Below are 12941 nucleotides of genomic sequence, written 5' to 3'. Positions count from 1 at the left end.
TGCAGGACCAGTTCGCCCAGGGCGCGCAGGATCAGGAACGCGAAGAACCCGCACACCGCGTAGGCGATGACCAGGGACGGGCCGGCCGCGTTGAGCCGGCCGCCGGCGCCCAGGAACAGGCCGGTACCGATCGCACCGCCGATCGCGATCATCTGGATCTGCCGGGGCTTGAGGTTCTTGTGGTAACCCTTGTCCTCCGCGTGCAGGGAGGTCTCGGACGCATGCGCGTGACCACCATCAATCAGGTGGTCGGGAAGGGGAGTATTTGTCATTGGTGTGTCCTTCGGAGCAGGTGGGGACTACTTGCTGAGGTTTGCCAGGCGTTCGGGGCTGAGGAGGTCCAGGAGCTGGGCGTCGGTGAGGAGCCCGTGTTCCAGGACGAGCTCGGCCACGCCCTTGCCGGTGGCAAGTGCTTCCTGCGCGATGGCAGTGGCGGTGGCGTAGCCGAGGTGGGGATTCAATGCGGTGACCAGGCCGATGGACTGCTCCACGGTGCGGCGCAGGTGGTCGGTGTTGGCGGTGATTCCACTGATGCAGCGGGCCGTGAGGGTGCGGCAGGCTGCTTCGAGGTGGGAGATGCTCTTGTGGAGGCTGTGGACAATGATCGGTTCGAAGGCGTTGAGCTGCAGCTGCCCGGCTTCGGCGGCCATGGTGATGGTGACGTCGTTGCCGATGACCTCGTAGGCCACCTGCGAGACCACTTCCGGGATGACCGGGTTGATCTTGCCGGGCATGATGGAGGACCCCGACTGGACGGCCGGCAGGTTGATCTCGCCGAAGCCGGCCCGGGGGCCAGAGGAGAGGAGGCGGAGGTCGTTGCAGATCTTGGACAGCTTCACTGCCACGCGCTTGAGGACGCCGGAGAGGTGGACGAACGCGCCCACGTCCTGGGTTGCTTCGATGAGGTCGACGGCGGTGACCAGCGGCAGTCCGGTGATTTCCGCCAGGTGCCGGCAGGCTGTGTCGGCGTAGCCGGCGGGGGCGTTCAGGCCAGTGCCGATGGCGGTGGCGCCCAGGTTGATCTCGTGGATCAGCAGTTCGGCTTCAGCCAGGCGCAGCCGGTCCTCGCCGATGGTCACGGCGTAGCTGCCGAACTCCTGGCCCAGGGTCATGGGTACGGCATCCTGCAGCTGGGTGCGGCCCATCTTGACCACGGTGCGGAATTCCATGGCTTTGGCAGCGCAGGCATCCTCGAGTTCTTCGAGTGCAGCCAGCAGCTCACGGGCGGCGAAGATGGTGCCCAGCTTCACGGCCGTGGGGTACACGTCGTTGGTGGACTGGCTGAGGTTGACGTGGTCGTTGGGGTGAAGCCGCGCGTAGTCGCCTTTGGGGTGGCCCAGGATCTCCAGGGCCCGGTTGGCGATGACCTCGTTGGCGTTCATGTTCGACGACGTCCCGGCACCGCCCTGGACCACGTCCACCACGAACTGGTCGGCAAGGCGTCCGGCCATGACATCCTGGCAGGCTTGCTCGATGGCTTCGGCGCGTTCGGCATCCAGCAGGCCCAGCTCGCGGTTGGTGCGCGCGGCGGCCAGTTTCACGGCGGCAAGGCCCCGGACCAGGTGCATGTTGGAGGAGAGCTTCTGGCCGGTGATGGGGAAGTTTTCCACGGCCCGGAGCGTGTGCACGCCCCAGTAGGCGTGCGCGGGCACGTCCCGGTCGCCGAGCAGGTCGTGTTCGGACCGGACGTCTGCGGTGGTTTGGGTGATGGTCATGGGGTCCTTACGGGCGTCGTTGTCGGGTTCGGACAGTCGTTATGCGGATACAGGAGCAAGGAAATCAGTGGCCAACAGCCGGCCCACCTCGCGGCCGCCGCCCAGTACCGGGGCGGTGGCGATGCCGGCGAGCTCGTCGGTGTCGATGTCCAGTGCCTCCAGCAGGCGGACGGTGGCGGGCATCCGGGCGCGGTCGCCGCCGTCGGAGATCTTGACGGCCACGGCGCTGCCGGAGGGCAGGCCCACCAGCTGCACGCCCTCAAAGCCGTCCTTTGCCACGGTGCCGGGCAGCAGGCGCATCAGTGCGGTGACGTCGCGCCCCTCGCCGGCCACCATCTCGGGGTGCTGCTGCATGGCGAGGCCGACGACGGCTTCCGGGCGGCCGTCGTCGTCCGCCGCAGCCTTGGCAATCCGGCCGAAGGCGCGGGCCATGCCGCGCAGCGTGAGGGCGAACAAGGGGGTGCCGCAGCCGTCCGTGCTCGCGGCGGCCGGCTCTTCGCTGGTCAGGTCGATGACCGTTTGCGCCACGAGCCGCTGCAACGGGTGGGATGGGTCCAGGTAACCCTTCACAGGCCAGCCGTTGATTTTGCAGGTGGCCACCATGGCGGCGTGCTTGCCCGAGCAGTTCTGGGCGATGTGGGTGGCGCTTCCGCCGGTGCGCAGCCAGTCTTCCCGTTCGGCGGTGCCGTAGGGGAGGTCAATGCTGTTCTCCAGGTCCGCGGGGGCCAGTCCGTGCAGTTCGAGGATTCGCAGCGCACCGTCGCGGTGTGCTGCCGCGCCCGAATGGCTCGCGGCGGCCAGTGCCAGCAGGTCTGCCGAAAGTTCAAGGCCCGCGCGGACCATGGCCACCGCCTGGAGGGGCTTGAGCGCAGAGCGGGGGTAGAACGGTGCCAGGGGATCGCCCGCGGACGCTGCCACGGAACCGTCAGCCGCGAGGGCAATGGCGGAGCCGTAGTGGATGCTCTCCACCAGGCCGTCGCGGATGGCCGCGACCAAGGGGGCATGCTGCGGAACGGTCACCCCGGCCGGGGCAGCGGTGTGGGCAGCAGAAAAAACGGGGGAGGGCATGGGGTCCTTGGGAAGGTCGGTTGGATCTTGCTAGCTGTTAAGGATGGAGTCCAGGGCTACGCCCACGGCTTCGAGATGGTGGGCCATGGCGGCACGGGCTTTTTCCGCGGAGCCGGTTTCGATGGCAGCGAGGATTTCCTGGTGCTCGATGTCTGAAGCGTGCTGGCGGTCTGCCACCATGTTCAGGGTCTCGGATTGGTGCGCCAGTGCGTCCCGGATGTCAGCCACGACTGTTGCGAACACCTTGTTGCCGCTGGCGCGGGCAATCGTGGCGTGGAAGCTGGAGTCCAGGGCCACCCACGATTCCAGGTCGGTTTCGGTGGACATGGCGCCCATGATGTGGCGAAGGGTATCGAGTTCTTCTTCCGTGCGCCGCTCAGCGGCAAGTCCGGCAGCGGGGATTTCGATGTGGGGGCGGGCTTCGGTAAGGTCGCGGGCGGAGTACTGGCCCAAGGTGAGGTCATTTGCCACCTTGTTGGCAATGACGAACGTGCCCTTGCCGGTGCGGGTGACGGTCATGCCGAGGGCGGTGCACGAGCGGAGGGCCTCCCGGATCACCGAGCGGCTTACTCCGTACTGCTGGGAGAGTGTGGCCTCTGAGCTGAGTTTGCTGCCAACCGGGATGTTGCCGGACTCGATGTCCCCGCGGATGGCGTTGAACACCGCCTCGGCAGCGCTTAGCCGGGCAAGGGGACGGAATGCAGGCTGTCCTGCTGTCCGGCTGTCTGACAGGTTCACGCCTTAAATATGGCACTGGTCACAGTTTGCTGTCAAACCTTGCTCATGAATTCGGGGCGCTGTCCCGCCGTCGGCCTGCCGGGCGCCGCTGCTGCCTCCGGAGTCGTGAGCGGAAGTGCCAGACGGCGAGTGCCACCACTGCCACGGCGGCAATGACGAGGGCGAGGTCTTGTCCCACCGCTTTGGCGACGGCCTCGTAGGAGTTGCCGGCGAGGTACCCCAAAAGGACGAAGCCGATGCCCCAGACCAGGCCCCCGGCCGCGTTGTAGGCAAAGAACCTGCCGTAGGGCATGCGGGACGTACCTGCCAGGGCGGGCATGACGGCGCGGAAGAAGGCGGTGAAGCGGCCCAGGAAAACCGCGGAACCGCCCCTGCGGCGCAGCAGGTCCTGGGCGTATTCCAGTTTTGAAGCATGGCGGGCGAGTGCCTTGGTTTTCACGAGGCGGCTGCCCAAGTGCTTGCCCACCTCGTAGCCAACAGTGTCGCCAATGATGGCAGCGGCCACCACCAGGGCCATCATGACGCCGAGCTGCACTTCACCGCGGCTGGCCACCACTCCACCCAGGACAGCTGCGGTTTCGCCGGGGATGACGAAGCCGACGAACAAGGCGTCCTCGGCGAACACGAGGCAGAAGACGGCAATGTACGCCACCAGCGGGCTGACGTTCAGGAGGCTGTCAATGAAGCCCGACATGGCAGCGGGTCAGGCCTGGCACGCCGGGACGGCGATCCAGTGCCGAAGCTGGGGGAGGACCGCCATGCGCACGGCCGCGGCGTCCGCTTGGGACGCCGCCCCGGGGGAATGGTTGATACGGGACGTCAAGGTTCAGCCTGGTTCTATCGCCGGTCAGGGTTCCTATGAGTATGCACCCGCATGGCTGAAAGAATCCTGTAAATCTGCCATCCCCGTTATCTCCGAAGATGGGTTTGGGGGGGTCAGCATGGCCGCCACGTCTTACCGCCCGGCGCATAGCAGCGTGGGCCGGTGTACTTGGTGGAGGGGGCAGGAGGAACGTATGGCTGCGGCGCCGGCGCGACGTAGGGCGCTGGGATTGGTGCTGGTGCCGGAAGACTGCGCAGGCGTTCCGCCTCAGCCGCCGCTTTCCGGGCTGCTTCGGCTGCTGCGGCTTTTGCAGCAGCCTCGGCCGCCGCGGCCTCTTCCGCCATCTTCTTTTCCGCGGCAGCCCGCTCTTCTGCCGCTTTGCGTTCAGCGGCCGCCCGGGCTGCAGCCGCCGCCCGCTCCTCCTCGGCTTTCTTCTCCGCCGCGGCCAGGGTAGCTTTCAGGGCCTTTGTATCTTCTGCTTTCGCTTCTGCGGCGGAGATCTTTTTGTCGAGGTTGGATACGTGCTTGGCCAGCACGACAGTTGAAAGGCCAGCCCAGAAGAGCGCCCGCTCTGTCGCCTTGTCACCGTTCAGGATCTTGCGCAAGGCCTTGGCCGCTGCCACCTTGGCGGCGAGTACGCCTGCCGCAGTACCTGCCGCGGCGGAAGTAGTTGCCGGCGAAGCCGCGGTGGCGGTTTCCAGTCCTTGGGTCGCCTCAGCCAACTGGGCTGGAAGGGTGCAGCCAATGCCCTCCGAGAAGAGGCCGGTCTTTGCCGCCCTGGCCTCTTCGTATGCCGCTGTCACGGGCGGGAGGAACCTTCTGTTGCCGCCATACTCGACTGGAATTCCCAGTCCCTGCTGCGCAATTTTGGCATTGACCAGGGAACCGTCTGCGGTGAAGACGCCGGCGAGAGTCCGGCCGTACTTGTCGTGACGCTCGGCGTCGAACTCCAACCTAACCTGGGTTCCCTTCGGCAGCAGGCCCTCAAGATACTTTGAGGCCTCCGGGCCGAGGCATTCGACCGGCTGGTTCGGGTCCTTGGTTTCAGGGGTGTCGATGTTCAACAGGCGAATTGTTTGGTCGCTGTTGTTGATGGAAACCACCAGTGTGTCCCCGTCGATGACGCGGACAACAGTGCCGTTGCCGGCGTTGGCAGCTGCACCCGCAGCGAACGATCCGGCGACCAGGCCCGTTGTCAGCAACGACGCGATGAGTATCTTCTTCATGCCAAGTTCCCCCGATTTAAACCAGGAAACGAGGCTGTTCAAAGGCATACCTCGGAGATTCCTGAGTGTTTACTCCACCAATGCTGGAGATGGAGGGTCAAGAATTCATCAAGGGCGGATCAAGGAGGGCGCAGTTTTATCGAATACGGGCAACCCCGGGCCTAAAGGTGCTGAATGCCCGCCCGCTGCATCGCGTCGCGGTAAGTTTCGACGCTCTTGGTGAGCAGCTCTTCCTGTTTGGCCTCGGAAACAGCAAAGGCCCTGCCGCCAAGGGCGGAGGCCTTGTAGATCTTGATGCCGCTGTTCTTCAACGATGAGTGGTAAGTCTTCTCAAAGAGGGTCAGGAACGTGGAAGCGTCCGTGCCGTGCGCGATGATGGCCGAAACGCGGGAATTTATTTTGAGGAACTGGCGGAACGGGCGGAGGCCGTCGGTCTTTTCCTGGACACTCAACGCCGAGGGGCTGCCACTCTCCCGCACCCAGGGGTAGGCATTCCACGGCATGACGTACCGGGGATCCAGCTCGGCGAGTTCATAGATCTGGGTGGCCCTGCGGGCAGCCTCGTCATCATTGTTGTGGGAGACGAACCCGGATTCGGTCCCCTTGCCGGGGCTCGCCTGGAGGCTGATGATTCTGCACTCGTCTTCGTCGTGGACGGGGTCGATGTAGGGGACATTGGAACCGGGCTTCTTTTCCATCAGTTCATCGCAAAGTTGGGTTACCTTCGCGATATTCGGTTCCTGTAGCAGGGCCTTTTTTTCGTCCCAATCAATCGTCACGATTACTCCCTTGGCAGCGAGGCGTCCAAAATCAGGCGTCCTATGTCACTCTACGCTTCCCCGGGTAGGGGTGGGCACACCAGATTTTGGGGAGACGTCCAGGTTGCTTCCACCCGCTGCCGGTTGGCCTAGTGCCGTCCGCGCAAGTGCTGGTTTTGAAGTTCATCGAGCTGCTCATCTGTTAGATCATCGAAGGCGCCGGCTTCCCTTTTGTCACTGCGCGAGAAGCGGATGAACATGAGAATGATCAACGGCAGGTCCAGGACCTCGCAGATGAACCACAGCAGGTTCCCGGCGAACTGCTGGTCTTGAAGGGCGTCCCGGAACCACCATTGGGGATTGGAAACGGACATCATATGGTCGAGTACCTGGCCGTTGAGGCTCAACAGGATGCCCGGGACCGCGTCGATCAGCAGCTCGATGAATACGAACATGAATTCAAGGGTCAGGTAGGCGCTGGACCGCTGGAAGTCGGATTCTTCGATGATGGGCAACGCCATCAGCATTCCCAAAAGAGGTACTCCAAGGGTGAGCAGCGCGCCGGCCACGGGGTCGGTCCGCAAAGTGAAGAAGGCCGGCGTGAGGAAAGTGGAGAAGAGTGCCAGGCCCAGCAGCGGCGCACCGAATGAGTTGCTCACGAATCGAACCGGCCTGCTGGACAGGACTTTGTCCAAGGCCGACCTGCCCCTGGGGGCCAATGCCGCCCGGGCAAGGGTGAGGGGTTTGCCAAGCCCGATCAGCAGGGGCACAACAAACAGCAGCAGGGATATCTTGAGGGTGAACGCCCACCGTTGCTCAGCGCCGTAAACCCCGGTAAAGCCGCAGGTAAGGATGGTGAACGAGCCCAGGCCCAGGACGTAGAACGCTACCGCCCGCCACACCGGCCATCGATGGCCGCCGAGTGCGGCGGAGCGCATTCCCCACCCGTACAGGATGCCGGTCACCGCGACGAAAGCTGCAGCGGCCCAATCGAGTCGCCAGGAGGAAAGGAGGATCTCAAGGGGTGGCACGGGCCAATGCTAGGCGTCGTTCCTGAGAATGGCCTGACTGGTTGCCGTGTGCCGGGATTTGGCATATCGGAGCGCCGGGGAGTGGTGGGGCGGTGGAGTGGTAGGTGTGGCCGGTGGGGGTGGTGGTTGCCACGGTATGCCGCTGTCCCTGGATGGTTTGGGCCGTCCAGCCGGGGCTTTCCTTGGTGTGGTTGCAGGCTTCGCACAAACCCTGGCCATTATTCACGTTGGTGGGTCCACCGGTGTGCCAGGCGGTGATGTGGTCGTGGTGCCTGATGGGGGCGTCGCAGTATGGGGTGCGGCAGGTGTCGTCCCGGACCTGGAGAAACCGTTTCAGCCCTGGCGGGAAGAGCCGGGCTGTGGAGTCCATCGCCACGAGCTCGCCGCTGCCCGGGGCGGTGTAAAGCCGCCGGACCCAGAGGTCGAGTTCTTCCATACCCGCCGGCCCGGCCAGTGGGTGGGCCGCGGCTGGCCCGCCGGTGCGGGCGAGTTCCGTTGCCCACGCTGCCGGGATGGTGCCGTAGCCGGGGAGCCGTGCTGGTTCTGCGTCGGCCCGGAAGAGGGTGCGGTCGGTCATGACGAGCTGGATCTGGACCCCGGTGATGCCGCCGGGGGCGCCGGTGAGGCGTTCGACGAGGGTGTCGGCCATGACCTGGCCACGGGACCGGTCATCCCCGGCCGCCCGGGCGGTGTCCGCGTCCCGGACCAGGGCGGCGTAGGCGGCCACGCCCTGGGCGACCGGGAGCAGCGCGGTCAGGTAGGTCATGGTGTCCGGGGCCGGGCGCAGGCTCACGGCCCGCTCGCTCACGGCCCGGGCGGCGCGTTTGGCGACGGAGGCCGGGTCCCGCCGGTACGCCGCGGCGCGGACGGCGGCGATGATCGCCTTGTCTCCCGCACCGTCCAGGGCACCGGTATCGGCGAGTTCCTCATCCACCCCGGCCCGGTCCCCGGGCGCGAGGCAGATGGTTTCCTTCACGATCAGGGTTACCCGCCACTCATTGAGCAACCCGGCACGGAACGCGGCGAACGTGTGCGGCATCCCGGTCAACGCCTTGGCCAGGCCCAGCAGCCGGGAACCCCGGGCCGGGGACTCCCGCCTTGCCAAAGCGATCTGCGCCGCGACCCCGGCACCCTGCCCGGCGGCCGGGACCCCGGCGTCGGCCTGTTCCCACCGCTGGGACAGATCAAAAGCCACAGCGGCCTCAGCCTGCCGGGCACCGGCAAAGCACTTCAACTCCTCCAGACCGCGAATCTCGTCAATCAACCCCGCACCATCAGCAGCCAGGGGAACACGGGCCAACAGGTTGAGCACATCAGCGATGCAAGGAGCAGCGGGCAGGTATGAAGCAGTGCCAACAGCAGACGGTTCCGCCCACCGCGCAGCCCGGTCCACTCCCGCCGATTCCACAATCACTCCCATAGCCAAACTCTTCCACCAGCCCCTGGCAATCCCAGCCACCCAAAACCCCTATGTGGAAAACGCAAACCCAGCAACGGCGCGGGCCGTGCTGTTCAATGGATTATGCAGTTCACCAGGAAGGGCCTGAAGGCCGAAGGGTTCGCTGGCTTCCGGCCTATCCGAAGCCTCGAGACGATGCGGATTCCGCAGGGGACAGGACTCTTCACGGTCGTGGCGCCGGAAGATTTCCAGGCGCGCTTTCTCACCAAAAGCACCGCGGGCATCTCCAAGAAGAAGGACCCTTCCCTCTCCGCCGCAGCGCTTGCCGCCGAGTGGGTGGACGGCGCCGTTGTCCTCTACGTGGGAAAGGCCGGACCCGGAAGCAAGGGCAACCGGGGACTTCGGCGCCAGATCCAGGAGTTCGTTGACTTCGGGCAGGGAAAGCCTCCAGGCCACTGGGACGGGCGGCTTATCTGGCAGCTCGCTGATGCTGGATCACTGACCATCGCGTGGAAGGAACTTCCGGCTGGCCAACTGGCCGGCGCAGAAGCGGGTTGCCACGCTGCCTTCGTGGAGGAATTTGGCCGGTTGCCGTTCGCCAACCTGGTGCAGGCCCGCAACAAGACGCGTGCCTGACGCCGGCAGCAAGCCAGCTACGCAGGTCCCCGCAGACGATCCATCTCGCGCCGGTCCTTCTTGGTGGGACGCCCTGCGCCCCGGTCGCGTTGCGGCAACCCCAGTGCCGGAAGAACGGGGCGCGGGGGAGTGTGGTCGGTAAAGCAGTGCGACGCCGCCTCCGCCCCTACGCGTTTGGCTATGAGCCGGCGCACCTCAAGGGTGCGCTCGTACCCGGGCATCCGGACGGTGACGGTGTCACCCGTGACCAGCGTTGCCGAAGCTTTCGAGGGGCTGCCGTTGAGGCGGACATGCCCGGCGCGGCAGGCTGCAGTGGCGGCAGACCGCGTCTTGTAGGCGCGGACTGCCCACAGCCACGCATCGATTCGGACACTGGCGGGAGCGGACGGGAGGCTGGTCATGGTTGGCACCGAGTATAGCCCCCGGCGGCGCCTCCCCAGGAAGCAGGTCCGGCTTCACTCCACCGTCACGCTGACGCGCTGAACCACGTTGTTGCCCATCCCCTGGTAGTTCCAGTCCTGCTCCAGGGGCTGGCTGGCGCCGGTAATGTCCGTGGCGCGGCAAGCAAGGACGTGCTCGCCGGGGTCCGCGACCCATGGAAGGCTCCACTTCCGCCAGGCGTAACCGCCCACCGGTTTATCCAAGTGGGCCGGCAGCCAGGTGCCGTCAATCCCCACCTCGACGGCGGTCACGGCACCTTCACCGGACCATGCCCTGCCTTCCAGCATCACCGGGCCCGCGCGCAGGAACCGCTTCCGGGTAAAGAAGTCCGGGACACCGGGCGGAACCATCAACGAACGCACCCTGATCCGCGTAACCGGGGTGCCGGCGTCGTCCACGGACTCCTGGTACCGGTAGGCAACCTTCTGCTGGAACCCTGGGAACGGTGCCTTTGCCACCTCTATGGACGCCAGCCACTTGACACTGGCCATCCCGTACCAGCCCGGGACCACCAGCCGCAGTGGGTAGCCGTGCTGTGGCGGCAGGTCTGCGCCATTCATCTTGTAGGCAAGGACGACGTCGGGACGCAACGCCTCACGGATCGGCAGGCTGCGCGCGTACTGCTGGGGGACGCCGCCCTGGATGCCGGCATCGGCCCCGGTGAAGACCACCTCCACCGCGTCCGGCAGCACCCCGGCCTTGCCGAGGAGGTAGGCCAGCGGCACCCCGGTCCAGTGCGCGGTGCCTACGGCTTCCATGATCCAGGGCTGGCTGACGGGCCGCGGTTCCAGGAGCGACCTGCCGTTGCCCGCGCATTCGAGGGTCACCGGCACAGTGATTGCCGGGTCCCGTAGGAGCGCGGCCATGCTCAGCTCCAGGGCGCGTTCCACCGCACCCCCGATCCGCAGGTGCCAGGATGAGGCGTCCAGGTCAGGAATGTCGAAGTGCGTGAGTACGTAATGGAGCCCGGGCGGGGTGAGCTCGCGGCGGAGTGCCTCCAGCGGCATCGAATGGTTGCGGGCCGCGAGCTGCAGTTCCTCCCGGGTGAGCGGCCCCGAGGTAGGCTCCGCGGCGGCGGCAGGGGCCGGCGCCGGCTCCTGCCGGGTGGATTGCTGGTTGCTGGACTTCATGGCGGTGCGATTCTGCTCGGTGGACTAAAGGCCCCCGCCACAGGTCTACGCCGGGCCCAGCCGCCACGTCAACGACTTTAGCCCGGCTACAGTACCGGCCGGGTCAGGAACTCGGCCAGGCTGATGGGGTCCTGCCCGGTCAGGCCATGCACGTCCGGCGAAAGTCCTGCCATTTCGCCGGCGGCCATGGCCGTGTAGGTGCTGACCCACGCATCCAGCTGCCATTGCGGGGCGTCGTAGGAGGCCCGCGACGCGTACGCCTCCTCCACCGACTCCGCGTGGTAGCGCACCTGCCGCCCCGTGCCGGCGCTCAGCACCTCGGCAGCCCGGGCCATGCTCAGTTCCTCAGGGCCGGTCAGGTTGTAGGTCTTGCCCTTGTGGATGGCGGGATCCCGCAGCACGGCGTGCGCGCAGCGGGCAATGTCCTCCCGGGCCACCCCTGAAAAGACGCCGTCCCCGGCAGGCCCGCGGATCACGCCGTCTTCCCCGGTCATCAGCGGCAGGAAATCCAGGTAGAAGTTGTCGCGCAGGAAGGTGTATTCCATCCCGGACGCCTTGATCCGCTCTTCGGTGGCGTAATGGTCCCGGGCCAGCGTGAAGGTGGCATCCGGGGCCGCCCCGTAGAAGGACGTGTACACCACGTGCTCCACCCCGGCAGCGGCCGCGGCATCCAGGAACGCGTAATGCTGCTGGAGGCGGTCTTCGGCCTCGGCAGCAGAGACCATGAACAGCACCTTCGCCCCGTCCAGCGCCTGCCGGGAGGTAGCGCCGTCCCCGTAGGAACACACCACCGGATGCGCGTCCTCCAGCTGCGGGGCCCGCGCGGAATCCCGGACCAGCAGGCGCTGGGCGAAACCGGACCCGGCAAGCTGCCGTGCCACCATTCCGCCCAGGCCTCCGGTGGACCCGGTGACGGCGAGGTCCGGCAGTTCCACTGGGGACGCCATTCAGGCTTCCCGGGTGGCCGGCGACTTGGTCTGCGCCGGGTCACGTTCGGCGAGGCCTCCGACGGCGTCGTCAATCCTCTTGAGGACCTCGGCCTCCAGCTTCACTCCGGCGGCGCCAACGCTGTCGGCGATCTGCTCCGGCCGGGAGGAGCCGACAATGGCGGACGCCACGTTGGGGTTCTGCAGCACCCAGGCAACGGCCAGCTGCGGCATGGTGAGGCCCGCCTCCTGGGCAATCGGCTTCAGCTCCTGCACGGCGGCCAGGACGTCGTCGCGCATCCACCGCTGGATCATCTTGGCCCCGCCCTTTTCGTCCGTGGCGCGGCTGCCTTCGGGGGCAGGCTGGCCGGGCAGGTACTTGCCGCTGAGGACACCCTGGGCCATGGGCGACCAGACAATCTGGGACACGCCCAGCTCTTCCGACGCCGGGACCACCTCGGCCTCGATCACGCGCCAGAGCATGGAGTACTGCGGCTGGTTGGAGATGAGCTGGAAGCCCAATTCCTTGGACAGCCGGTGGCCCTCGCGGAGCTGCTCGGCAGTCCACTCGCTCACCCCGATGTAGAGTGCCTTGCCCTGCCGGACAATGTCCGCGAACGCCTGCATGGTCTCTTCCAGGGGCGTTTCGAAGTCGTACCGGTGGGCCTGGTAAAGGTCGACGTAGTCCGTCTGCAGCCGGCGCAGCGAGCCGTTGATGGATTCCATGATGTGCTTGCGGGACAAGCCAAGATCGTTCTTGCCTTTGGGGCCGGTGGGGCCGAAGACCTTGGTGAAGATCTCCACGGACTCGCGGCGCTCATCCTTGAGTGCGTCGCCCAGGACGGTTTCAGCGGCGGTGTTGGCATAGACGTCCGCGGTGTCGAAGGTGCTGATGCCGGCGTCGAGCGCCGCGCGCACGCACTGGGTCGCGACGTCGTTTTCCACCTGCGAACCGTGCGTCAGCCAGTTGCCGAAGGTGATTTCCGAGACTTTGAAGCCGCTGTTTCCGAGGTATCTGAATTCCATGGGTTTCACGCTAACCCAGATGGT

At 66.1% G+C, this 12941-nt stretch carries 13 protein-coding genes and 1 pseudogene; 1 reads left to right on the top strand and 13 read right to left on the bottom strand.

The window, feature by feature from the left end; all coding sequences use genetic code 11:
• The 9 genes and pseudogenes from J2T23_RS18905 to J2T23_RS18865 all read right to left on the bottom strand — a co-directional run.
• Nucleotides 1–272, bottom strand: a pseudogene (locus J2T23_RS18905) (amino acid permease); the annotation flags it as partial.
• Between the two features lie 27 nt (nt 273–299).
• A complete protein-coding gene (locus J2T23_RS18900; RefSeq protein ID WP_141182740.1) occupies nt 300–1715 on the bottom strand; it encodes an aspartate ammonia-lyase in 1416 nt (471 codons plus the stop codon).
• A 39-nt stretch (nt 1716–1754) separates the two neighbouring features.
• Nucleotides 1755–2783, bottom strand: coding sequence for an asparaginase (locus tag J2T23_RS18895; RefSeq protein ID WP_307362552.1), 1029 nt, complete (start codon nt 2781–2783; stop codon nt 1755–1757).
• A gap of 30 nt (nt 2784–2813) precedes the next feature.
• Complete coding sequence (locus J2T23_RS18890) at nt 2814–3521, bottom strand: FadR/GntR family transcriptional regulator (RefSeq protein WP_141182738.1); 708 nt, start codon at nt 3519–3521, stop codon at nt 2814–2816.
• 43 nt (nt 3522–3564) lie between these two features.
• Nucleotides 3565–4215 carry a DedA family protein gene (locus tag J2T23_RS18885; RefSeq protein ID WP_141182737.1) on the bottom strand — a complete coding sequence of 217 codons (651 nt, stop codon included), beginning with the start codon at nt 4213–4215 and terminating at the stop codon, nt 3565–3567.
• A 242-nt stretch (nt 4216–4457) separates the two neighbouring features.
• Nucleotides 4458–5570 (bottom strand): thermonuclease family protein, encoded by a 1113-nt coding sequence (locus J2T23_RS18880; RefSeq protein ID WP_168223192.1) that lies wholly within the window; start codon nt 5568–5570, stop codon nt 4458–4460.
• 161 nt (nt 5571–5731) lie between these two features.
• Complete coding sequence (locus J2T23_RS18875) at nt 5732–6268, bottom strand: uracil-DNA glycosylase family protein (protein WP_246839826.1); 537 nt, start codon at nt 6266–6268, stop codon at nt 5732–5734.
• A gap of 209 nt (nt 6269–6477) precedes the next feature.
• Nucleotides 6478–7359, bottom strand: coding sequence for a cytochrome c oxidase assembly protein (locus J2T23_RS18870; protein WP_307362548.1), 882 nt, complete (start codon nt 7357–7359; stop codon nt 6478–6480).
• Nucleotides 7346–8623, bottom strand: a complete 1278-nt coding sequence (locus J2T23_RS18865) for an HNH endonuclease (RefSeq protein WP_370871467.1) — start codon at nt 8621–8623, stop codon at nt 7346–7348. Before J2T23_RS18865 ends, J2T23_RS18870 begins: the two co-directional genes overlap by 14 nt.
• Nucleotides 8624–8881: 258 nt before the next feature.
• Here J2T23_RS18865 and J2T23_RS18860 point away from each other — a divergent pair, with 258 nt between their 5' ends.
• The gene (locus J2T23_RS18860) at nt 8882–9394 is read left to right on the top strand and encodes a hypothetical protein (protein ID WP_307362543.1); all 513 of its coding nucleotides are present in this window, start codon (nt 8882–8884) and stop codon (nt 9392–9394) included.
• A 17-nt stretch (nt 9395–9411) separates the two neighbouring features.
• Here J2T23_RS18860 and J2T23_RS18855 read toward each other — a convergent pair whose 3' ends face one another.
• The 4 genes from J2T23_RS18855 to J2T23_RS18840 all read right to left on the bottom strand — a co-directional run bounded on the left by J2T23_RS18855 (nt 9412) and on the right by J2T23_RS18840 (nt 12917).
• Entirely contained in the window at nt 9412–9795 is a 384-nt protein-coding gene (locus tag J2T23_RS18855) for an RNA-binding S4 domain-containing protein (protein WP_307362541.1), read from the bottom strand.
• 54 nt (nt 9796–9849) lie between these two features.
• The gene (locus tag J2T23_RS18850) at nt 9850–10965 is read right to left on the bottom strand and encodes a sulfite oxidase (RefSeq protein ID WP_307362539.1); all 1116 of its coding nucleotides are present in this window, start codon (nt 10963–10965) and stop codon (nt 9850–9852) included.
• Nucleotides 10966–11051: 86 nt separating this feature from the next.
• Nucleotides 11052–11912 carry an SDR family oxidoreductase gene (locus tag J2T23_RS18845; RefSeq protein WP_307362537.1) on the bottom strand — a complete coding sequence of 287 codons (861 nt, stop codon included), beginning with the start codon at nt 11910–11912 and terminating at the stop codon, nt 11052–11054.
• Nucleotides 11913–12917, bottom strand: coding sequence for an aldo/keto reductase family protein (locus J2T23_RS18840; protein WP_307362533.1), 1005 nt, complete (start codon nt 12915–12917; stop codon nt 11913–11915).
• Nucleotides 12918–12941 lie beyond the last annotated feature (24 nt).

The sequence above is a fragment of the Pseudarthrobacter niigatensis genome (assembly GCF_030812615.1).
Lineage (GTDB): Bacteria > Actinomycetota > Actinomycetes > Actinomycetales > Micrococcaceae > Arthrobacter > Arthrobacter niigatensis.
The sequence above is the reverse complement of the archived record's forward strand: the minus strand, read 5'-3'. Positions and strand labels throughout refer to the sequence as shown.